Source organism: Arthrobacter russicus (genome assembly GCF_031454135.1).
GTDB classification, from domain to species: domain Bacteria; phylum Actinomycetota; class Actinomycetes; order Actinomycetales; family Micrococcaceae; genus Renibacterium; species Renibacterium russicum.
In genome coordinates this window covers 678,776-699,238 of sequence record NZ_JAVDQF010000001.1, presented here as the reverse complement: position 1 = coordinate 699,238, position 20,463 = coordinate 678,776, and the positions used below count along the sequence as shown (strand labels likewise).

The window sequence follows — 20,463 nt, the reverse complement described above, 5'->3', positions numbered from 1 at the left end:
GTTCTATCTCGTGTAGAATTTATTTCGCGGTAACGACAGTGTGCCGTGCTCTGTTTCGCTGGCTTCCAGACCAAAGCCTGACTTAAGATTGGCTCTCCATGACTGACTCCCAGAACTCGAACGGATCTGCCGTACCGGCACCGCTCGCGGTTTCGGGCCCGACCGAGTCGCCCTGGCTGGGGATCCTGCAACGTTGCTTGCTCTTCGCCGCTCCGGCAATAGTGCTGATCGTGGTCGCCGCTTGGATCTTCGCCGGTGGCTTCGCCGCTCTGAGCGCGCTGTTCAGCGGCGGATTGGTGCTGGTCTTCTTCGGAATTTCGCTGCTCATCGGCCACCGGATGGGAAGCAAAGGCGCCAGCGCCATGTTCGGTGCCTTCGCCGTCGGCTATGTGGTGAAGTTCGTGGGATTTGCCGGGGTCCTGATCGTCTTGGGCTCGCCGGACTGGCTCGATCGAACCTGGTTCTTCATTTCGGCGCTGGCTGCGGTGCTGATCTGGCTCACCGTCGAAATGGTGACGTTCTCCCGATTGCGGCTGCAGATTTTCAACGATCCGGCGCCGGACGGCGACTCGCGTGGCTAAAAGTTCCGCCTCGCCGTCCGGACCGCCGGGCAAGGCCAAGATTTCGGTGGCTGCCGGTGGCAGCGACAATGCCGAAGGAAGCTCTACCTCTAGCGCCGGAATGGCGGTATTCGGCTATATTGCAGGCGGAATCCTGGTCTGGAGTTTGATAGGGTGGGGGCTGGACAATTTGTTCAAAACCCAATGGATGGTTGTCGGGGGAGCTCTGCTCGGTTTGATCGGCGGAATGTACCTCTCCTTCGCACCAAGGTTTCGCCATCGGCAGGTCAAAGAAGACCTGGCTGAGGCCGAGGGTTCTGCCGGCAAAACCACGGATCAATCGTGAACCGTACCGATGCCAGGCAAGTTTCGAACAAGTTCAGCGTCGGCAGGCCGAAACCGGCCCGCCGACATTTGCCCAATGAAGGACACAGCAGAGAGGAAACGCGTTGAACGCGCTTATGCTCCCCGCCGAAGGATCATCGGATGGCGGCTTCAACCCGCCCGGAATCGGCGAGGCTGGCCTGTCTGGCCCGTGGTTCCAATGGGATGGAATCTCCAAATACCATGTTTTGGTCGTTCTTTCCGTAGTGTTGATTGCGGTATTTTTCCTGCTGGCAGCACGCAAGGGAAAGATGGTGCCCGGCCGCCTGCAGTTCGCCGGTGAACTGGCCTACGGATTCGTCCGGAACTCGATCGGCAAAGACATCATCGGTGGCCGGGACTTCATCAAATACGTCCCACTGCTGTTTACGTTGTTCTTCTTCATCCTGATCAACAACATTTTCGGAGCCCTGCCGTTCTTCGAAATCCCCACCTTCTCCCATGTCGGGGGAGCGTACGTGCTGGCCGGCATCGTCTACTTCACCTGGATCGTCATCGGCATCCAGAAGAACGGCATCCGGTACTTCAAGCTGGCCGTGGTGCCGTCCGGGGTTCCGTGGTACATCCTGCCTTTGGTCATCCCGATTGAAATCATCTCGAACTTCATCGTCCGGCCGATGACGCACTCGCTGCGTTTGTTCGCCACCATGCTGGCCGGCCACATGATCGTGCTGATCGCCGGCTATTCGGTGGAATTCTTGATCATGCAGGAAAATGTCTTGCTCAAGGGCACATCCTTGCTCGTGGTGGTCGGATTCGTGGCCATGTACATGCTGGAGTTCTTGATCATGGCGCTGCAGGCTTACGTTTTCACGCTCTTGACCGCTATCTACATCGAGGGCGCGGTCCACGCGGACTCGCACTAAATATTTTCATCATCGAAGGATTCCCACCCGGGATAACTCCAACAACCTACCGTCACCGTGGCGGTATCTTGAAAGGAACATCATGACTGGCTCTCTCAACATGATCGGTTACGGCCTCTCCGCAATTGGTGGCGGTGTCGGCGTGGGTCTGGTCTTCGCCGCCTACATCAACGGCGTTGCCCGGCAGCCGGAAGCACAGCGCGTGCTGCAGCCGATCGCCTTCTTGGGTCTGGCCCTGACCGAAGCGCTCGCGATCCTCGGTTTGGTCTTCGCTTTCGTCATTCAGTAGACCCAAGCCCAAACCACTGGACCTAGTCCACGTAGATAAAGGAGAGGTGAAAGATTGAGCAACGCTGATATCTTCGCCGCAGGCGCGGGAGCGACCAACCCGATCGTACCTAACTGGTATGACACCATTTTGGTGCTTATCGGTTTTGCGATCCTCCTCTTCATCGTCATCAAATTCGTGGTGCCGATGTTCGAGAAGACCTACGCGGAGCGCACCGAAGCCATCGAAGGCGGTATCGCCAAGGCCGAAGAAGCCCAGGCTGAGGCTACCGCGGCACTCGAAGAGTACAAGCAGCAGCTGTCCGACGCCCGTGCCGAAGCCAATAAGATCCGCGAAGACGCCCGCGCCGAAGGTGCGCAAATCCTCGCCGATCTGAAGGAGAAGGCCGCGGCTGAGTCTGCCCGGATCACCGAGCAGGCCCAGGTGACCATCGCTGCCGAACGCCAGGCCGCCGTGGTTTCGCTGCGCTCCGAGGTCGGCACGCTGGCCACCACGTTGGCCGGCCAGATCGTCGGCGAGTCGCTGAACGACGACGCCCGGTCCGCCCGAGTGGTCGACCGCTTCCTGGCCGATTTGGAAGCCAACAGCAAGAGCGAAGGCGCGGCCAAGTAATGGCAGGAATTTCGAGCGACTCCCGGGCCAAGGTCCTGGCTGAGCTGGAGCCAAAACTCGCCGCTGCGTCGCTGCCGCTGGCCCAGGAGCTGTTCTCGGTCCTGGCGATCGTGGACAGCTCGGCGGCCTTGCGCCGCGCGTTGACCGATCCGTCCCGTCAGGGCGCGGAAAAGGCGGCTCTGATCGGCTCGCTGGTCCGGGGCAAGGTGTCCGCCGAAGCGGCTCAGATCGTCGACTCGTTGGCGAATGAGCGCTGGGCGAATGCCCGGGACTTCGGCGATGCTCTGGAGACCGTGGCCACCACGGTAGCCGTCGCGGTCGCCGAGAACCAGGGCCCCGGAGCGGCCGGTCTGGAGCAGCTGGAGAACGATTTGTTCAGCTTCAACAAGACCGTCGAGTCGGATCACCAAGTGCAGCGGGCCTTGAGCGAACCGCAAGCCAGTGCGGAAGCCAAGCGCAAGCTGGCACTCGCCCTGGTCCCGGGTGCCGGGCAAGCAGCGCAGCTTCTGATCGGCCAGGCCGTTTCCGAACCGCGCGGCGCCCGTCCGGCCAAGTTGGTCGAACAGTTCGCCACCCTGGCCGCTGCCCGCCAGGAACGCTGGATCGCCACGGTGACCGTCGGTCAGCCGTTGAGCGAAACCCAGGAGTCCCGTTTGGCCGCCGGTTTGAACAACCTCTACGGACGCGAGCTCAAAGTCAACATCAGCGTCGATCCGGCGCTGATCGGCGGCGTGCGCGTCCGAGTGGGCGATGAGGTGGTGGATGCTTCGGTGCTCACCCGCCTCGGAGAACTTCGCCGGCAACTGGCCGGTTAAGCGCAAGACCAAAGTATTAAAACGTACCTAAACAAGTACAAAGATTTGCCGCAACTCGCGGTGATCATGATTGAGGAGAGCAGGGACTGCAGATGGCCGAATTGACCATCAACGCCGACGACGTGCGTAATGCGTTGAACGAGTTCGCGGCGTCCTACGAGCCTGGCAACGCAGAACGTGTCGAAGTTGGCCGGGTTACCACCGCCAGCGACGGCATCGCCCGGGTCGAGGGGCTTCCCTCGGTCATGGCGAACGAGTTGCTGCGGTTCGAAGACGGCACGCTGGGCCTGGCCCAGAACCTCGACGTCCGGGAAATCGGCGTCATCATCCTGGGTGACTTCACCGGCATCGAAGAAGGCCAGGAAGTCCACCGTACCGGCGAGATCCTCTCGGTTCCGGTGGGCGACGCCTTCCTGGGCCGCGTCGTGGATCCCTTGGGCGCCCCGATCGACGGTTTGGGCGAGATCGCTGCCGAGACCACCCGTGCACTGGAACTCCAGGCCCCCGGGGTCACCCAGCGCCAGTCGGTCGGCGAGCCGATGCAGACCGGCCTGAAGGCCATCGACGCGATGATCCCGATCGGCCGCGGCCAGCGCCAGCTGATCATCGGTGACCGCAAGACCGGCAAAACCGCGATCGCGGTGGACACGATCTTGAACCAGAAAGCCAACTGGGAATCCGGCGACGTGAAGAAGCAGGTCCGCTGCATCTACGTGGCAATCGGCCAGAAGGCTTCGACCATCGCGGAGGTGCGCCAGACCCTTGAGGACAACGGCGCCCTGGAATACACCACGATCGTCGCCTCGCCGGCTTCCGACCCGGCCGGCTTCAAGTACTTGGCCCCGTACGCGGGCTCGGCCATCGGCCAGCACTGGATGTACGGCGGCAAGCACGTGCTGATCATTTTCGATGATCTCTCCAAGCAGGCCGAAGCCTACCGCGCGGTTTCGTTGTTGCTGCGCCGCCCGCCGGGCCGTGAAGCCTACCCCGGCGACGTCTTCTACTTGCACTCCCGCCTGCTGGAACGTTGCGCCAAGCTCTCCGACGAGCTCGGTGCCGGTTCGATGACCGGCCTGCCGATCATCGAGACCAAGGCCAACGACGTCGGCGCGTTCATCCCGACCAACGTGATCTCGATCACCGACGGCCAGATCTTCCTGCAGTCCGACCTCTTCAACGCCAACCAGCGCCCCGCGGTCGACGTCGGCATCTCGGTGTCCCGCGTCGGCGGTTCCGCCCAGGTGAAGTCGATGAAGAAGGTTTCCGGCACCTTGAAGCTGGACTTGGCCCAGTACCGCGATATGCAGGCTTTCGCGATGTTCGCTTCCGACTTGGATGCGGCATCCCGCCAGCAGCTGACCCGCGGCGCCCGGCTCATGGAACTGCTCAAGCAGCCCCAGTACACCCCGTACCCGGTCGAGGACCAGGTCGTTTCGATCTGGGCCGGCACCAACGGTTACCTGGACGACGTGCCGGTCGAGGACGTCAACCGGTTCGAATCCGAGTTCTTGGAGCACTTGCGGCACAGTTCCGGAATCCTGACCACGTTGGCTCAGACGAACAAGCTCGAAGACGACACCGTCGAGGCGCTCAAGGCCTCGATCGTCGAGTTCAAGAAGGGCTTCTTCGGTGAGGGCGACGATCGTTTGGTCGGCGCCGGCCACGAGGAGTTCGACTCCTTGTCCGAGTCCGACGTCGATCAAGAGAAGATCGTCAAACAGAAGCGCTGAGTGAGTGCGGCTGCGGTTCCGGCCGGTTTGCCCGGCCGGAACCGCAGCACTCACCCCGTCGCCGACGTTTAGGAAAGGAAAAGAATGGGAGCCCAGCTTCGGGTCTACCGCCAGAGAATCAAATCGACGCAGTCGATGGGAAAGCTCTTCAAGGCGATGGAACTGATTGCCACCTCGCGCATCAGCAAGGCCCGCTCACGCGTACAGGCATCGCTGCCTTATGCCAATGCGATCACCCGCGCTGTTTCCGCGGTGGCTTCTCAGTCGGAGATCGACCACCCGCTGACCACTGAGCCCGAACAGATCCGCCGTGCTGCGGTTCTGGTGATGACCTCCAACCGCGGTCTGGCGGGTTCCTACTCGGCCAGCGTGCTCAAGCAGGCGGAGCAGCTCAACACCCTCCTCCAAGGAGAAGGCAAGCAGGTCAAGACCTATTTGGTGGGCAACAAGGCACAGAGCTACTTCCAGTTCCGGAACCGTAGTTTCGCCCGGGCCTGGACCGAGGCCACCGATGCCCCGGACTTCGCCACCGCGCAGGAGATCAGCAAAGTCCTGCTGGAAGACTTCGCCGAAGAGTTCGAGAAGGACGGCGTGGACGAGATCCACGTGGTCTACACGCGCTTCAAGTCGATGGTGGTGCAAGAGCCAACCGTGATCCGCCTGCTGCCTTTGGAAGTCTCCGAAGAGCAGGTCAGCGAATCCTCGGAGTTGCTGCCGTTGTACGAGTACGAGCCGGAACCGGAAGCGGTTTTGGACGCTCTGCTGCCGCGCTACATCGAAGCCCGGATCTTCAATGCGATGCTCCAGGCGGCGGCCAGCGAACTTGCCGCCCGCCAGCGCGCGATGAAATCGGCGAGCGACAATGCCCGCGACTTGGTCAAGAAGTTCACCCGGCTGGCCAATACGGCCCGTCAGGCGGAAATCACCCAGGAGCTCTCCGAGATCGTGGCCGGCGCCGATTCGCTGAACGCGTCATAGCCGAGTTGAAACAGCACCACGGCCAGGGATCCCACGGTGCCTGAGACCGATAGAATTAAGTCCATAGCTAGTTACTGACAGCTACATTGAGTGAAGTGAGAGAGATGACTGCCACAGCAACCGAACAGGGAGCCAGGACCGCTGCCGCCACGGGCCGTATTGCCCGCGTCATCGGCCCGGTTGTCGACGTCGAGTTTCCGGCTGACGCCATCCCCGGTATTTACCACGCCCTGACCGCTGAAATCACCCTGAACGGTGAAACCCACACGGTTACCTTCGAGGTCTCCCAGCACTTGGGCGACAACCTGGTCCGCGCCATCTCGCTGCAGGCAACTGATGGTCTGGTGCGCGGTGCCGCTGTGTTCGACACCGGTGCGCCGATCTCGGTGCCGGTGGGCGACGGAGTCAAGGGCCACATCTTCAACGTCTTGGGCCAGCCCCTGGACGTTGCCGAATCGGAGATCCAGTACACCGAACGCTGGCCGATCCACCGCAAGCCGCCGAGCTTCGATCAGCTCGAGGGCTCCACCGAGATGCTGGAGACCGGCATCAAGGTGATCGACTTGCTCACCCCGTACATCAAGGGCGGCAAGATCGGGCTCTTCGGCGGTGCCGGCGTCGGCAAGACCGTGCTGATCCAGGAAATGATCACCCGCGTCGCCCGGAACTTCGGCGGCACCTCGGTGTTCGCCGGAGTGGGCGAGCGTACCCGTGAAGGAAACGACCTCTGGGTTGAAATGGAAGAGTCGGGCGTGTTGAAAGACACCGCGCTGGTCTTCGGCCAGATGGACGAGCCGCCGGGAACGCGTCTGCGCGTGGCGCTGTCCGCACTGACCATGGCGGAGTACTTCCGCGATGTGCAGAACCAGGACGTGTTGTTGTTCATCGACAACATCTTCCGCTTCACCCAGGCCGGCTCCGAGGTTTCCACGCTGCTCGGCCGGATGCCGTCCGCTGTGGGTTACCAGCCCAACTTGGCCGATGAGATGGGCCTGCTGCAGGAGCGCATCACCTCGACCAAGGGCCACTCGATCACCTCGATGCAGGCCGTCTACGTGCCCGCTGACGACTACACCGACCCGGCCCCGGCGGCGACCTTCGCGCACTTGGACGCCACCACCGAGCTTTCCCGTGAAATCGCTTCGCGTGGTCTGTACCCTGCGGTTGATCCGCTGACTTCGACCTCGCGCATCCTGGATCCGCAGTACATCGGCAAAGAGCACTACGATGTGGCGATCCGGGTCAAGCAGATTCTGCAGAAGAACAAGGAACTCCAGGACATCATCGCGATCCTCGGTGTCGACGAGCTTTCCGAAGAAGACAAGATCGTGGTTTCGCGGGCTCGTCGGATTCAGCAGTTCCTCTCCCAGAACACTTACACGGCCAAGCAGTTCACCGGTGTGGAAGGCTCCACGGTTTCGATCAAGGACACCGTGGAAGGCTTCAAGGCGATCTGCGACGGCGACGTCGACCACATTGCCGAGCAGGCGTTCTTCAACGTCGGCGCGCTCGACGACGTCGAGCGCCAGTGGGCCAAGATCCAAGAGTCGACCGGATCGACGAAGTAAATGGCTGAGCTCCAGGTTGAAATCGTCGCGGCGGACCACTTCGTGTGGTCCGGCGCGGCGAGTTTGGTCAAAGCCAAGACCGCTGACGGCGAGATCGGCATCATGCCGGGCCACTCGCCAGTCCTGGCGATCCTGGCTGCCGGAGACCTCTCCATCGTGCCGGTGGAGGGCAGCCGGATCGAAGTGACCGTCGACGGTGGTTTCTTCTCGGTCGACAGCAACCGTGTGGTGATCGTCGCAGACAATGCGCAGATCACCTCCGGTGCAACCTCCGCAGGGACTCGATAGTCACTCCGTTGATGAACGACCCTGGAACTCCGTTCATCATCATTGCAGCACTTTTCACGTTGGTGATCGTCGCGTTGTGCCTATTCGGCATCCGAAGATTCCAACTACGCCGTGCCCTGGGCACGGTAGACGCCTCCATTTGCCAGCTCGACGATCGCTGGCAGATGGGGGTTTGTCGTTATCAGGACCGGGATCTGGAATGGTTCAGGCTGCTTTCGCTCAGCCCGCGTCCGCGCTACAGCTACCGGCGCAGTTCGCTCGAACTCCTGGGCCGCCGGCACCCGAGCGAGGCCGAACGGCCCCTGGTGCAGCCCGATTCGGTCATCGTGCTTCTGCGCTATGAAGGCAAAGACTTCATGATGGCGATGAAATTCGAAGCCTATGCCGGATTGAGTTCCTGGTTGGAAGCCGGGCCGGTCATCGGCGTCGGAACATGGCGCTGAGCAGCCGCACGGAGCGCCGCTGGCCGGGACCGGGCGACGGCTGGCTGGCCAAGTCCGGCAGAGTTGCCGGGCGGTTGCCGCTGACCTTGGTTTTCCTGTTCGCCTTGCTGGTCTCCGCCGTGGTCGCGGCGCTGCATCCGGACCTGCCGCTCGGCTATCAGCTGTCCGGCCTCCGGTCCGGGCAATGGTGGACGGTGTTCAGCGGGGTGTTGTCGGTGTCGAGCCCGGTCGCCTGGTTGACCGCGGTACTGCTCAGCGCCGGGTTGCTGGGGACCCTCGAATACCATGCCGGCAGTTGGCGGACGCTGGCGATCGGCGCCGCTGGGCAACTGGGCGCGCTGACCTTGTTCGGCGTGCTCTCGCAAGCCGCCGCGCAGACTGGGGACGGCTGGCTGGGCAGCATGGTCGACGTTCCGCTCTCCGGTCCGTGGGCGATGCTCGCCAGCGCCGGACTCGCCGCCACCGCCTATCTCGGGCCGTTGTGGCGGCGGCGGTTCCGGGTGGCGATCTTGTCGGTGACCGCGATGCTGGTCGCCTACGTCGGCCATGCCGCGACCGTGTTCCTGCTCTGCGGTGCGCTGATCGGTTTGCTGCTCGCCTGGTGGTTGCGCGAGGTCAGCAGTGTTTCCAGTTTCCACCGGTCCACGACCCGGGAGATCCGCACCATCGTGGCGGTGGTTGTCGCGGTTTTCGCGGTCGGCCCGTTGGCTGCGGCTTTGGTCCGGGCGCCATCTGGTCCGCTGGCGATTTTCCGGGAATTGGTGCTGAATCCGATCCCGACGATTGGCCAATTGCAGTCGAGCTGCGGCGATGACGTCAGCCAAAGCTGTTTGCAACTTGCCCAAGGCGGCGGGCTGGGCAGTTCGATCGGCTTCGCCTTGGCGGTGGTGCCGTCATTGCTGCTCTTGGTCTGTGCCGAAGGGCTGCGCCGCGGCCGCCGGCTGGCTTTGTGGCTGACCGTGCTCATCCAGTGCCTGGTCTTGGCGGTGGGTACTGTCTACCTGACGCTTTTCGCGGTGATCCCGCATTCCGGGCTTCGCCGGCACCTCGGACTGGTGAACGTCGCTGCGGTGCATCTGCTTCCGATCGTGTTGACCCCATTGGCCATCGTGCTGTTGTTGTTGCTGCTGCGCCGGCGGTTCACCGTGCTCACTGCCGCCCGGGCCCGCAACCGGTTCCTGCTCGTGGCAGCGAGTTCGTTCGTGGTGCTGGCCGCTGGTTACGCAGCGGTCTGGCTGGCGCATGACGGGTGGCAACGCGGCGGTCCCGGGATGTTGTTCGCCGGGCTGGGCCGGCAGTTCCTGCCTTTGCCGATTTCGCCGTCGTTGCGGCACAGCTTGGCGGACAGTCCGCCGGCGGAACAGATCTTCTTCTATCTTTCCGGTCCGCTGTTCTGGACCGTGCTGTTGTCCGGGGTCCTGGTGTTGTTCTGGGTCCGGGGGAGCCAGACCGTGCAAGGCCGCCAGGAGCGGGAACGCGCCCGGGCCCTGGTCCGGCGGGGCGGCGGCTCGCTGAGTTGGATGGCTTTATGGCAGAACAACCACTATTGGTTCAGCGAAGACGGCAAGGCCGGAGTGGCCTACCAGTTGCACGGCGGGGTCGCCTTGACTTTGGCCGGGCCGTTCGGCGAGCCACCCGCCGCAGCGGCGGCAACCGCCGGGTTCGTCGAGTATTGCGGCCAGCAGGGCCTGATTCCGTGTTTCTATTCGGTGACCGACGCGGAAAGCGCCTGGTTGGTCGGCCAGGGGTTCGGCCGCGTGCAAGTCGCTCAGGAAACCAGATTGCGGCTCGAGGGGCTGGAATTCGTCGGCAAGGAGTGGCAGAACGTCAGAACCGCGGTGAACAAGGCGAAAAAGCTCGGAGTCACGGTGCTCTGGAGCCGGTACAGCGAATTGAGCGTTCCGTTGCGGTACCAACTCGAGCAGCTTTCCGAGGATTGGGCGGCCCGCAAGTCCATGCCGGAAATGGGTTTCACGCTGGGCGGCCTGGAAGAACTGATGGACGACGAGGTGCTGTGCGCACTCGCGATCGACGACGCCGGGCGCCTGGTCGGCGCGACCAGCTGGCTTCCGGTGTACCGCGACGGCGTCGTGGTCAGCTGGACGCTGGATCTGATGCGCCGTCGCGCCGATGCGTTTGCCGGTGCGACGGAATTCCTGATCGCCTCGGCGATCCTGGAACTCCGGGCCGATGTCGAAGTGCTCTCGCTCTCCGGCTCGCCTTTGGCCAAGCACGCGGCCGACGAGTCGACGCCGGCGACCGGTGAAAGCCCGGTCTTGGACCGGTTCCTCAATTTGCTCGGCCGTGCGATCGAGCCGGTGTACGGGTTCCGTTCCCTGGCGCACTTCAAGCACCGGTTCAAGCCCGAGTACCGCTCGCTGTACCTGGTCTATCCCGATGCCCTGGACCTGCCGGCGATCGGCAATGCGCTCTCCAAGGCGTATTTGCCCGGACTCTCGCTGCGGCAGACGGCCCGGCTGTTGCGCGGCTTGGTCCGTCGCTAGCTAATTCCATCCCGTCGAGTGGCCAGCTCCGCAGGCTAGAACCGGCTTTTTACCTGCAGAGCTGGCCACTCGACGGCAGTCTGGGCAACAAAAATGGCCCCCAGCAAGCTGGAAGCCATTTTCTCGAGCCTAGGCCGAATTAGATAACGGTGACGCCGGTAGCCTGGGGGCCTTTGGCACCCTGACCGATTTCGAAATCAACGCGCTGGTTCTCATCCAGGGTACGGAAACCCTTGGTCTGAATCTCGGAGTAGTGAACGAAGACGTCACTGTCCGAATCATCAGGCGTGATGAAGCCGAAGCCCTTTTCGGCGTTGAACCACTTGACGGTTCCCTGAGCCATTTATATCTCCTCGTGTGAAACGTTGTGGACCTGCACCTGAATGTGCAGCTCCGGAGTTACTGCGCGAGAAGATTCCTGATCGACGTTTCCGCCAGTCCGGGCGCTTCACGCTCGCAACTTGTCTTGCGAGCATGAAAAACACGTACACAAAGACTGCTCTAAGCATTTCATGTGAAATCATCCCGGTCAATGTCGAAAGCCAAAATTTGGCGCAAATCTGAATCTTTTGTTCTGGGTTTGGAAATTATCGGGGTGATTCCAACCACATTCCGGCCCGGAGCACTGATTCGAGCTGCCCGTCCGGGTTGACCACGAGGGCATCGGCGCGCAGCCCGCGACGCAATCCGCCGACCTCGTCGGAGAGCCCGAGCAGCCGCGCAGGCACTGCGGTGGCACTCAACACCGCGTCCTCGAGCGGAACCCCGGCGGCCGCGGTACGCTGCAGGATCTGGAACAAAGTCGCGGTGCCACCGGCGATCGAACCGGTGGCATCCAAGGTGGCTACGCCGCCGGCCACGGTCACCTGGGCAGGGCCGAGGCGGTAGCTGCCGTCCGCCAAGCCGGTGGCCGCCATCGAATCCGAGACCAGGATGATGTTTTTCGCGCCGACCAATTCGAAGACCATCAATACCGTTTGCGGATCGAGATGGGTATTGTCCGCAATCAGTTCCACCGCTGCGGCGCCGGCCCGGGCGATTCGCAAACAGGCGGATACCGGCCCGGGCGAGCGATGGTGCATCGGCGGCATGCCATTGAAGAGATGGGTGATCGTCGGCCGCCCGCTGTTGCCGTCGAACCCGGCCGGATCCAGTCCGTCCCGGGCTTGTTGCAGCGAAGCCGCAGCGACTTCGGCATCCGCGTCCGTGTGGCCGAGTGAAGGAGTCACCCCGTACCCGGTCAGCAGATCCACCAGGGCGGCGGCACCGGGGAGCTCCGGGGCATATGTCATGGTGAGGATTTTCCCCTCGCCGGCTGCGATGAGCCGTTCCGCCAGCGCGAGGTCCGGCTCGAGCAGATACGCCGGGTCTTGGGCCCCGCAGCGCGCCGCGGAGAGGAACGGGCCCTCCAAGTGGATTCCGGCCAGTAACCCTTCCTTGCTCAATCGGGCATAGAGCTCGACGCCGCGGAGCAGATCGGCCTCGGAAGCGGTGACCATCGAGGCCAGCAGCGTCGTGGTGCCCGAGCGGTGCAGGAAATCGATGGCACGCCGAGCAGCGGTTTCGTCGGCTCCCGGGAAGTCACCGCCCACCGCGCCGTGGTTGTGCACATCGATCAGCCCCGGCAGGATCAAGGCCCCCTCGGCCAAGCGGAGTTCTTCGGCCTCGGGATCCGGAACGAACCCGGCGGCCGGGCCGGCGTAGCTGATCCGGTCCCCGACGGTGGCCAAGACGCCGTCCGGAATCCGTTGGCCATCGCTGACCAGAGTGCCGAAGATGACGCGTTGCCGAGGAACCGAGGGAGTGGTCATGCCTTAGATTCTAGTCAGGGCTGCGGGCCGGAAGGAGACTGGTTCAGAAAAGCCTGGAGGTGCTGTCGTCCACACCGCGGAGCGCGTCGTAATCCAAGGTCACGCAGTCGATACCTCGGTCATTGGCCAGCACCCGGGCCTGCGGTTTGATCTGCTGCGCCGCGAAGATCCCCCGGACCGGAGCGAGCAGGGGATCGCGGTTCAGCAATTCCAAGTACCGGGTGAGCTGTTCCACTCCGTCGATGTCGCCACGGCGTTTCAGCTCGATCGCCACAGTGCCCCCTTGGGCGTCCCGGGCCAGGATGTCGACTGGACCGATGGCGGTGAAATACTCCCGGCGGATCAGCGAATAGCCTTCGCCCAGGGTCTCGATCTGCGCGGCCAGCAATCGCTGCAGATCGGCTTCGACGCCGTCCTTGATCAAGCCCGGATCGGTGCCCAGCTCGTGGCTGGATTCGTGCAGTTTTTCGTGCAGGCTGACAATCAGCCGATCGTCCGTCTTGCTCGACTGGACGACCCACTGTTCGACCAGCCCGTCATCCAGATCCTGGTCCAGCACGCGCAACGTGGCCGGCGGGCTCATCCAGTTCAGAGGCTTGTAGGATCCGCCGTCCGAGTGCACCAGAACGGAACCATCGGCCTTGACCAGGAGGAGACGGGTCGCCAAAGGAAGGTGGGCTTTGAGCCGGCCTTCGTAGTCGACTGAGCAACGAGCTATCACCAAACGCACGTCCAAAACTCTACCCTGCCCGGAGCCCGGAACTGCGCCGGGTGCCGGGACCTGCCGCTGCTGCGGCAGAATAGGAAGATGCCCCGCTCCAATCGTCCCCGGTCCCACGGCGCTGCCCGGAAGCGCGCCGGTGCCGGGCGGGGCGCGAAGCCGGAGCCCCAGGAGCTCGACGTCGACCGGGTCTTCGCCGGCGCAGCCCGGGTGGAGAGCGCGGGCGACGGCGAATGGATGGTCCGGCAGATCAGCGCCGCCCAGGCCCGCAAGGAGTATCTGTGCCCCGGCTGCGGAAACAAGGTACTCACCGGTTCGCCGCATTTGGTGGTCTGGCGCGAAGACTGGATTTTCGGCGAAGCCGACGCGATCGCCGGCCGCCGGCATTGGCACACCGCGTGCTGGCGGGGGAGGAGCTACCGCAGTCGCTGAGCCCGGGCCAGCCGTCCCGATCTCCTAAGATGTGCAGTATGACTTTTGCCTCTCCGGCCGCCCAAGACTTCGATCCGGCCAGCTTCCAGTTCGTCGACTCAGGTGCCCCGGAAGCCATCCGGGCCGGTTCGGTGCTGCCGGCGCGCCGGGAGAACATCGAATTGCACACCGATGACGGCCTACGCCTGGTCGGTGAACTGGCGACGCCGGAGGACGGACCGATTAAGGCGACCCTGGTGACGCTGCACCCGCTGCCGACGCACGGCGGATTCATGGATTCGCACGTCTACCGCAAAGCGTCCTACCGATTGCCGGCGCTCGCCGGCATCGCGGTGCTGAGGTTCAATACCCGGGGCACTTCCTCGCCGCGCGGCACCAGCGAGGGGGCCTTCGAGGAAGGCCTCGGAGAGCAGGCCGACGTCCGGGCCGCGGTCGAGTTCGCAGTGCGCCGTTCCTTGCCGAACCGTTGGCTGCTCGGTTGGTCTTTCGGCACCGAGCTGGTGTTGAAGTACGGTTCGCTGCCGCCGGTCTCGGAACAGATCGAAGGCGCGGTGCTGCTGTCTCCGCCGCTCAAACGCGCCGATGACGCGGATCTGGACCGCTGGGCCGATTACGGCAAACCGCTGACCGTGCTGGTTCCGGAGCTGGACAAATTCCTGCGTCCGGCCGAGGCTGCGGAACGATTCGTCCGGGTGCCGCAGGCCGAGCAGATCGACGTTTCCGGTGCCCAGCACCTCTGGGTGGGCGAAAAATTCGCTGCGCGGGCGCTGAATGAAATCGTTTCGGCGGTACTGGGCGAGCCTACCGAGCTGCCGACCAGCTGGCAGGGGCCGATGGCCTCGGCCGGCTAGCCGCGCCGCAACGCCTACGGCTCAATGTTTGTCCTGCCTGGCCAAGAAGATCTCCTTGATCAGCAGCATGATGGCTGCCGCGGTCGGAATCGCGATCAAAGCGCCCAGCACCCCCAGGAGACTGCCGCCGGCGATCACCGAGATCACCGCGACTGCGCCGGGAACCGCGACTGCGCGTTGCATGATCCGGGGCGAGACGAAGTAAGCCTCGAATTGCAGGTAGGCGAAATAGAAGATCGCGTAGACCAGGGCGGTCTGCCAGTTGTCGGACAACGCGACCAGGGTGACGACGATGCCGGCGATCAGGCCGCCGACCAGCGGCACGAAAGCGAGCAAGGCGACCACGAAGGCCAACAGGATGCTGAACGGCACCCCGACGATCGTCATCACGATGAAAGCGAATGCCGCATTGAGCAGTGCCACGCAGGCCTGGCCGATCACGTAGTTGCCCACGGAACGGGTGATCTCTTCGCTGAGCGCCTCGACCCGCGGCCGTCGGCTGCGCGGTGCCAGCCGGTAGGCCCAACGTTTCATCGCGGGCAGCGAGGCCAGGAAATACAGGCTCAGCACCAGCACGATCAAGGTCCCGAACAAACCGTTCGCAATGGTCGACCCGACGCCGACCACGCCGCCGAAAACCCCGCCCACAGCCTGTGAGTTGGCGAAGAATTTCGCGACCTCCTCATTGATCCGGTCGCGGACTTGGAATTGCGAATCGATCGAGACGAAAAAATCGGAATCGAGGAACTGGCGGATCCAAGTCGGTGCTTGCTGGACCAATTGGGTCGTCTGGTCCACGATGGTCGGGATCAGGGTGGCGAAGAATCCGCCGATCGCCCCGAACAAGGCCAGCAGCGCGATCACGATGCCGGCGGGCCGCGGGATCCGGCGTTTTTCGAACCAGCGGACCACCGGGTCCAGGCCCAGCGCGATGAACAGCGCGGTCAGCATCCAGACCAGCAATTGGGTGATGTTCGCGGCGACGAAATACAGGCCGATGGCGGCGCCCACGCCAACCGTCGCCATGAAACCGAAATAGATCGGCCGTTGGAACGATATCGGGGTGACCGCCTGATGCGGGTCGAGGGGTGTCTCGGATTCCGCAACCGGTTCGGCCTCCGGCGGCATTTCGAACCTCACCCTCGGTTGCGAGCCGGGCAGCGGTTTGGTCAATCGGGTCTTCAGCCGGGTCCACCAGCCGGTCGTCTCGGCCGGAGCAGCAGGTTCCGCCGCTTGCGTTCCGGACGCCTCGGAGTTCTCCTCGGGCGTCGCTTCGGTGCTCACTACTGCTTTCCTCCAGCCAATTCTCTACCGCCTAGTTTCAGCCAAACCCTACCAGTCGGGCCCCTCGGTACCCGTGATTCCGCCCACTTCTGAAGCTTCCAGGGAGCCCAAAGATAACAAAACGGTTACTCTTGAAGGTAGGAAAGTGGATTTTCGGTTGGAAATTCAGACAAAGTTCGGGCAGGGGAACTGCCGCAAATCAGCTGCAGCGGGCCTTGCAATTCTGCTGCAGCGATGAACGATGAGGATTGACCACGTGCAACGACGACTCTCTTGGGCGGCTCCGCTGCTGGTATTGGTGATTGGCCTTCTGGTGTTGGGTCTGGGCATCGCGCAACGCACCATCTGGCAACCGCCCGCCACGATTTCGGCCGAGGTCTCGGTGGCTTCGGCAGCCGCCGGGCAAACCGCCCCCTTGGCGGTCATCGACGCCCAAGCGCTCGGCCAACGTCCGGGCCCGGTGACCGTGACGGTCCGCAGCGACGGGCCGATCTTCCTGGCCCAGGGACGCAGCGACGACGTCGACGCCTGGGTCGGTAAGACGCCGCACCTGAAAGTCCAATCCGCCGCGGATGACTTCGGTTCGCTCAACGCCAGTTTCATCGGCGGCGACGGCGCTACCGCGAACCCGGCGGGATCGGATCTGTGGACCGACGAGCGCACCGGCAACCGGGAGCTCAACTACGAGTTCAGTGCCCCCGGCTCCGGTGATTGGTCCTTGCTGGTGGCCAATGACGGCAAAGCCGCGGCTGCTTCCGACATTTCGCTCACCGTGCCGAACGATACCTCCACGCCGTGGTCGGTTCCGCTCATCGTGGTGGGCTCGCTGTTGATCCTGCTCGCCGTCCTGTACCTGATCTTCGGCCGTGGCGCTTCGAAGAAAGACGGTGGATCCGGCCGTCGGGCCGCTGCGGCCGCCGCCGTCGTACTGGTCGCCGGAATGGTCGCGGCCAGCCAGATGCAGGCCCCGCCGGCGTTCGCCGCAAACAACTCTTCGCCGTCCGGCTCGGCGACTCCGCCCAGCCCTTCCGGTGAGCCCAGTCCTTCCGGTGGGGCCAGTCCTTCCGGTGGGGCCAGCGCCGGCGCAACCGAGGGGACCGACCCGGCTGCTGCCGCGCCGGTGCTTTCGGACGGCCAATTCACCCGGGTCCTGGACTCGGTGGTCAAGACCGTGGGCAATGCCGATGCCGCCAAGGACGCGAACCTGTTGGCACCGCGGGTGACCGGCTCCGCTTTGGAGGAGCGCACCGGGAACTACAAGATCCGTTCGGTGGTTCCGGATTACAAAGCCAACGAACCGGTGGAGGACAAGTTGCTCACCCGGATCATTTCGACCAATCGGGAATGGCCGCGGACCGTGGTCGCGGTGACCCAGGGGCCGAACAACCAGGTTCCGCAGCTCTTGCAATTGGTGCAGAGCAGCCCTCGGGACAGCTACAAGCTGACCGCGACGATGCGCTTGCTGCCCGGGCAGACCTTGCCACAACTGGCCGCCGCCGGCGTGGAAACCGTGCCGCTGGACAGCAAAGCCAACGGCCAGAAGTCGCCGACCGAGGCCTTTGCCGCGTTGGCCGATCTGTTGAGCAACCCCACCGGTGCGAACAAGGACAGCTTTGCTGCCTCCAAGTATGTCGACGATGTGGCCAAGTTCCAAAGCGATGCGGTGGCCAGCAGCCCGGATGCCACGGTGGTGTTCAAACACGAGCCGAAAGCGGGTTCGGTCGTGGCGTTCAAGACTTCCGACGGCGGCACCCTGGTCTTCGGTTCGCTCAAGTTCAGCCAGGACGCGACGCCGAAAACCGACGGCGCGAAGTTGAGCATCGACGACAACGCTGCGGCATTCACCGGAGGCAAGGACACGCTCAAGGGCTACACCCTGAACTTCGACGAGCAGGCCGTGTTCTACATCCCGGCCGGCGGCGAAGCTGCCCCGATGACGCTGCTGGCTGCTGAGCGGGGGCTCAGCGGGGCGAGCTTCAAGCCCTGATCATCCGGATCGCGTTCCGGATGTTCCGCTGAGAGCTTGGCCGGGCCGCTGCCGGTGCATTCGGCAGCGTGCTCTGGCTAAGCTGGAGCCATGACTGATTCAGCTTCCCAGCCCGGCGTTCCGGCCGGGGGCGCATCCGGTGCCAACCTGCGCGGTGCCATCGACCTCTCCAGCTTGAAGCCGCCGGCATCGACGGCCGCTCCGACGAATTCCGGCGGATCGGCGAAGAGTTTCGCCGTGGACGCAACCGAGCAGACCTTCCCGGAGCTGGTGCAGCTTTCCGCCGAAGTCCCGGTGGTCGTGGCGCTGTACGCCAGCTGGTCGCCGCAATCGTTGTCGGTGGCGGCGACGCTCGAACGGCTGGTGGCGGCTTATGCCGGGCGCATCCTGTTGGCCAGGGGCGACATCGAGGCGTTCCCGCAGCTGGCCCAGGCCTTCGGCGTGCAAGGCGTGCCCGCCGCCGTGGCCTTGGTCAAAGGCCAGCCGGTGCCGCTTTTCAACGGCGAATTGGCTGAGGCGGAAACCCAGCGTTATCTCGAGGAACTGCTCAAGGTCGCGGCCGCGAACGGGGTTTCCGGGAACTTGGGCGATGCCGCTGCGGAGCCGGTCGAGGCTCCGATGCCGCCACTGCACCAGGAAGCGGTCGAGGCGATCGACCGCGGCGATCTGGCTGCGGCCGAGGCAGCCTACCGCAAAGCCTTGGCGGAAAGCCCGGCAGACGCCGAGGCGAAGGCCGGACTGGCCCAAGTCCGCCTGATGCAGCGCACCGAGGGGTTGGACGCCGCTGCCGCCGATGCGGTGCGCAGCAAAGCAGCGGAGTTGCCGGACGATTTGCCGGCGCAGCTCGCGGTCGCCGATCTGGATCTGGTCGGCGGGCATGTCGAAGACGCTTTGAACCGGGTGGTCGGCTTCATCGCGACGCACCCGGGGAGTTCCGCCGAAAGCGACCGGGAGCAGGCCCGGGTACGGGTTTTGGAACTGTTCGAAATCGTCGGCATTTCCGATCCCCGGGTGGCCAAGGCCAGGCAGGCGCTGGCGCGAGCGCTCTTTTAGACCGCTGCCGGTGGTTCCGGCCCGGGTGCCCGCCTCGGCGGTAACCCGAGCGGGAATGAACCGGCTTCCGGTCGGGTTGCCGCAGGTATGAGCAAACTGTTCGAGCCTTTGACCTTGCGTGGTTTGGAACTGAGCCATCGCGGCTGGGTGTCGCCGATGTGCCAGTATTCGGCCGAGCCGGACGTCGCTCCCGGAGTGCCCAACGATTGGCATCTGATGCATCTGGGGCAGTTTGCCGCCGGTGGTGCGGCGTTGATCCTGGCCGAAGCGAGTGCGGTGCTGCCGGAGGGGCAGATCACCCCTCGGGATACCGGAATCTACGATGACGCCCAGGTCCAGGCTTGGCGCCGGATCGTGGATTTCGTGCACGGTGCCGGATCCGTGGACAGCAAAATTGGCATTCAGCTGGCGCATGCCGGCCGCAAGGCGAGTACTTGGTGGCCGTTCGCCGGGGCATCCGGCTCGGTGCCGGAAGGCTCCGGCGGCTGGCGGACCCAGGCTCCGACGAATGAAGCATTCCCGGGTGACGCGACTCCGGTGGCGATGGATTCGCAGCAGATCGCGGAGGTGGTGCGCGGCTTCGGCCAGGCCGCCAAGCGGGCGGTGCGAGCTGGTTTCGACACCGTGGAGATCCACGCGGCACACGGATATCTGCTGCATGAATTCCTGAGCCCGCTGGTCAATACCCGGGAGGACGACTGGGGCGGCAGCGAGGAGAAGCGATTCCGCCTGACTCTGGCCGTGGTGGAAGCGGTGCGCGCGGCGATCCCGGAGTCGATGCCGTTGCTGCTGCGCGTCTCGGCCAGCGACTGGGTTCCCGGTGGTTTGGACGTGGCGGCGGTGACGCGGCTCGCTGCGGTGGCCAAAGAGCTCGGCGTGGATCTGATCGACGTTTCCAGCGGCGGCGCGGTCGCCGATGCCACGATCCCGGTCGGCCCCGGGTACCAGAGCGCATTTGCAGCCCAGATCCGCCGCGGCGCCGCAGTGCCCACCGCCGCGGTGGGGATGATCACCGATGCCGTCCAGGCAGAACACCTGCTGGCCACGGGGCAGGCGGATGCGGTGTTGATCGCCCGGGCGGCGCTGCGGAACCCGCATTGGTGGCAGCAGGCGGCGCACGACCTCGGCGTGGACCTCGCCTGGGCCCCGCAGTACCAGCGCGCGGCGGTGCGCGGCCGATACTGAGCCCGGCCGACGGCCGGCAAGGGCTTCCGGTGCCGGCGGATCCGCGCCGGGGTAGATTTTTTTGGACCGGGCTTGGCGGATTGCCACGGCACTGCGCACAAT

21 protein-coding genes are annotated in these 20,463 nt (G+C 64.0%); 17 read left to right on the top strand and 4 right to left on the bottom strand.

The window, feature by feature from the left end; translation table 11 throughout:
* Window positions 1-98 precede the first annotated feature (98 nt).
* The 12 genes from JOE69_RS03310 (at window position 99) to JOE69_RS03255 (ending at window position 11,037) form a co-directional block, all read left to right on the top strand.
* Window positions 99-581, top strand: coding sequence for a Cg1360 family ATP-synthase-associated protein (locus JOE69_RS03310; protein ID WP_309796067.1), 483 nt, complete (start codon window positions 99-101; stop codon window positions 579-581).
* Entirely contained in the window at window positions 574-906 is a 333-nt protein-coding gene (locus tag JOE69_RS03305; RefSeq protein ID WP_374709665.1) for a hypothetical protein, read from the top strand. The genes JOE69_RS03310 and JOE69_RS03305 overlap by 8 nt, the downstream gene beginning before the upstream one ends.
* A 103-nt stretch (window positions 907-1,009) precedes the next feature.
* A complete protein-coding gene (gene atpB, locus JOE69_RS03300) occupies window positions 1,010-1,810 on the top strand; it encodes a F0F1 ATP synthase subunit A (RefSeq protein WP_296363649.1) in 801 nt (266 codons plus the stop codon).
* Between the two features lie 82 nt (window positions 1,811-1,892).
* Window positions 1,893-2,099 (top strand): ATP synthase F0 subunit c, encoded by a 207-nt coding sequence (locus tag JOE69_RS03295; RefSeq protein ID WP_296363648.1) that lies wholly within the window; start codon window positions 1,893-1,895, stop codon window positions 2,097-2,099.
* 54 nt (window positions 2,100-2,153) lie between these two features.
* Window positions 2,154-2,711: a F0F1 ATP synthase subunit B gene (locus JOE69_RS03290; RefSeq protein WP_296363647.1), complete on the top strand. Its 558-nt coding sequence runs from the start codon at window positions 2,154-2,156 to the stop codon at window positions 2,709-2,711.
* The gene (locus JOE69_RS03285) at window positions 2,711-3,526 is read left to right on the top strand and encodes a F0F1 ATP synthase subunit delta (protein WP_296363646.1); all 816 of its coding nucleotides are present in this window, start codon (window positions 2,711-2,713) and stop codon (window positions 3,524-3,526) included. The genes JOE69_RS03290 and JOE69_RS03285 overlap by 1 nt, the downstream gene beginning before the upstream one ends.
* A gap of 92 nt (window positions 3,527-3,618) precedes the next feature.
* The gene (gene atpA, locus JOE69_RS03280; RefSeq protein WP_296363645.1) at window positions 3,619-5,256 is read left to right on the top strand and encodes a F0F1 ATP synthase subunit alpha; all 1,638 of its coding nucleotides are present in this window, start codon (window positions 3,619-3,621) and stop codon (window positions 5,254-5,256) included.
* Between the two features lie 84 nt (window positions 5,257-5,340).
* Window positions 5,341-6,234, top strand: a complete 894-nt coding sequence (locus JOE69_RS03275; protein ID WP_296363644.1) for a F0F1 ATP synthase subunit gamma — start codon at window positions 5,341-5,343, stop codon at window positions 6,232-6,234.
* A 104-nt stretch (window positions 6,235-6,338) separates the two neighbouring features.
* Window positions 6,339-7,802 (top strand): F0F1 ATP synthase subunit beta, encoded by a 1,464-nt coding sequence (atpD, locus tag JOE69_RS03270; protein ID WP_309796064.1) that lies wholly within the window; start codon window positions 6,339-6,341, stop codon window positions 7,800-7,802.
* Window positions 7,803-8,090, top strand: a complete 288-nt coding sequence (locus JOE69_RS03265; protein WP_296363642.1) for a F0F1 ATP synthase subunit epsilon — start codon at window positions 7,803-7,805, stop codon at window positions 8,088-8,090. It abuts the gene before it with no gap.
* 11 nt (window positions 8,091-8,101) lie between these two features.
* Window positions 8,102-8,533: a DUF2550 domain-containing protein gene (locus tag JOE69_RS03260; protein ID WP_296363641.1), complete on the top strand. Its 432-nt coding sequence runs from the start codon at window positions 8,102-8,104 to the stop codon at window positions 8,531-8,533.
* Window positions 8,524-11,037, top strand: coding sequence for an MprF family protein (locus JOE69_RS03255; RefSeq protein ID WP_309796062.1), 2,514 nt, complete (start codon window positions 8,524-8,526; stop codon window positions 11,035-11,037). The genes JOE69_RS03260 and JOE69_RS03255 overlap by 10 nt, the downstream gene beginning before the upstream one ends.
* Window positions 11,038-11,176: 139 nt before the next feature.
* On the opposite strand, the gene JOE69_RS03250 is transcribed toward JOE69_RS03255, so the two are convergent.
* The 3 genes from JOE69_RS03250 to nucS form a co-directional block, all read right to left on the bottom strand.
* The gene (locus tag JOE69_RS03250) at window positions 11,177-11,380 is read right to left on the bottom strand and encodes a cold-shock protein (protein ID WP_296363639.1); all 204 of its coding nucleotides are present in this window, start codon (window positions 11,378-11,380) and stop codon (window positions 11,177-11,179) included.
* Window positions 11,381-11,624: 244 nt separating this feature from the next.
* Window positions 11,625-12,848: an N-acetylglucosamine-6-phosphate deacetylase gene (locus tag JOE69_RS03245; RefSeq protein ID WP_309796060.1), complete on the bottom strand. Its 1,224-nt coding sequence runs from the start codon at window positions 12,846-12,848 to the stop codon at window positions 11,625-11,627.
* A 43-nt stretch (window positions 12,849-12,891) separates the two neighbouring features.
* On the bottom strand, window positions 12,892-13,578 hold the full coding sequence (gene nucS / locus JOE69_RS03240) for an endonuclease NucS (protein WP_309796058.1): 687 nt from the start codon (window positions 13,576-13,578) through the stop codon (window positions 12,892-12,894).
* A gap of 78 nt (window positions 13,579-13,656) precedes the next feature.
* On the opposite strand from nucS, the gene JOE69_RS03235 reads away from it, so the two are divergent.
* Window positions 13,657-14,001, top strand: coding sequence for an Rv1322 family protein (locus JOE69_RS03235; RefSeq protein WP_309796056.1), 345 nt, complete (start codon window positions 13,657-13,659; stop codon window positions 13,999-14,001).
* A gap of 38 nt (window positions 14,002-14,039) precedes the next feature.
* The gene (locus JOE69_RS03230; RefSeq protein ID WP_296363635.1) at window positions 14,040-14,852 is read left to right on the top strand and encodes an alpha/beta hydrolase; all 813 of its coding nucleotides are present in this window, start codon (window positions 14,040-14,042) and stop codon (window positions 14,850-14,852) included.
* A gap of 21 nt (window positions 14,853-14,873) precedes the next feature.
* Here JOE69_RS03230 and JOE69_RS03225 read toward each other — a convergent pair whose 3' ends face one another.
* On the bottom strand, window positions 14,874-16,136 hold the full coding sequence (locus JOE69_RS03225) for an AI-2E family transporter (RefSeq protein ID WP_374709664.1): 1,263 nt from the start codon (window positions 16,134-16,136) through the stop codon (window positions 14,874-14,876).
* Window positions 16,137-16,392: 256 nt separating this feature from the next.
* On the opposite strand from JOE69_RS03225, the gene JOE69_RS03220 reads away from it, so the two are divergent.
* From JOE69_RS03220 to JOE69_RS03210, 3 genes are all read left to right on the top strand, one after another.
* A complete protein-coding gene (locus JOE69_RS03220; RefSeq protein WP_309796054.1) occupies window positions 16,393-18,123 on the top strand; it encodes a DUF8094 domain-containing protein in 1,731 nt (576 codons plus the stop codon).
* Window positions 18,124-18,213: 90 nt separating this feature from the next.
* Complete coding sequence (locus JOE69_RS03215) at window positions 18,214-19,176, top strand: tetratricopeptide repeat protein (RefSeq protein WP_309796052.1); 963 nt, start codon at window positions 18,214-18,216, stop codon at window positions 19,174-19,176.
* Window positions 19,177-19,263: 87 nt separating this feature from the next.
* Complete coding sequence (locus JOE69_RS03210) at window positions 19,264-20,361, top strand: NADH:flavin oxidoreductase/NADH oxidase (protein WP_309796050.1); 1,098 nt, start codon at window positions 19,264-19,266, stop codon at window positions 20,359-20,361.
* Window positions 20,362-20,463: the final 102 nt, after the last annotated feature.

What these genes read in the sequence shown, in the direction of transcription:
- JOE69_RS03310 (WP_309796067.1), top strand. Translation starts at nt 99, where the DNA reads ATGACTGACTCCCAGAACTCGAACGGATCTGCCGTACCGGCACCGCTC.
- JOE69_RS03210 (WP_309796050.1), top strand. Translation starts at nt 19,264, where the DNA reads ATGAGCAAACTGTTCGAGCCTTTGACCTTGCGTGGTTTGGAACTGAGC.
- JOE69_RS03250 (WP_296363639.1), bottom strand. Translation starts at nt 11,380, where the DNA reads ATGGCTCAGGGAACCGTCAAGTGGTTCAACGCCGAAAAGGGCTTCGGC.
- JOE69_RS03275 (WP_296363644.1), top strand. Translation starts at nt 5,341, where the DNA reads ATGGGAGCCCAGCTTCGGGTCTACCGCCAGAGAATCAAATCGACGCAG.
- JOE69_RS03235 (WP_309796056.1), top strand. Translation starts at nt 13,657, where the DNA reads ATGCCCCGCTCCAATCGTCCCCGGTCCCACGGCGCTGCCCGGAAGCGC.
- atpA (WP_296363645.1), top strand. Translation starts at nt 3,619, where the DNA reads ATGGCCGAATTGACCATCAACGCCGACGACGTGCGTAATGCGTTGAAC.
- JOE69_RS03245 (WP_309796060.1), bottom strand. Translation starts at nt 12,848, where the DNA reads ATGACCACTCCCTCGGTTCCTCGGCAACGCGTCATCTTCGGCACTCTG.
- JOE69_RS03260 (WP_296363641.1), top strand. Translation starts at nt 8,102, where the DNA reads ATGAACGACCCTGGAACTCCGTTCATCATCATTGCAGCACTTTTCACG.
- JOE69_RS03285 (WP_296363646.1), top strand. Translation starts at nt 2,711, where the DNA reads ATGGCAGGAATTTCGAGCGACTCCCGGGCCAAGGTCCTGGCTGAGCTG.
- atpD (WP_309796064.1), top strand. Translation starts at nt 6,339, where the DNA reads ATGACTGCCACAGCAACCGAACAGGGAGCCAGGACCGCTGCCGCCACG.
- JOE69_RS03295 (WP_296363648.1), top strand. Translation starts at nt 1,893, where the DNA reads ATGACTGGCTCTCTCAACATGATCGGTTACGGCCTCTCCGCAATTGGT.
- JOE69_RS03215 (WP_309796052.1), top strand. Translation starts at nt 18,214, where the DNA reads ATGACTGATTCAGCTTCCCAGCCCGGCGTTCCGGCCGGGGGCGCATCC.
- JOE69_RS03265 (WP_296363642.1), top strand. Translation starts at nt 7,803, where the DNA reads ATGGCTGAGCTCCAGGTTGAAATCGTCGCGGCGGACCACTTCGTGTGG.
- JOE69_RS03230 (WP_296363635.1), top strand. Translation starts at nt 14,040, where the DNA reads ATGACTTTTGCCTCTCCGGCCGCCCAAGACTTCGATCCGGCCAGCTTC.
- JOE69_RS03255 (WP_309796062.1), top strand. Translation starts at nt 8,524, where the DNA reads ATGGCGCTGAGCAGCCGCACGGAGCGCCGCTGGCCGGGACCGGGCGAC.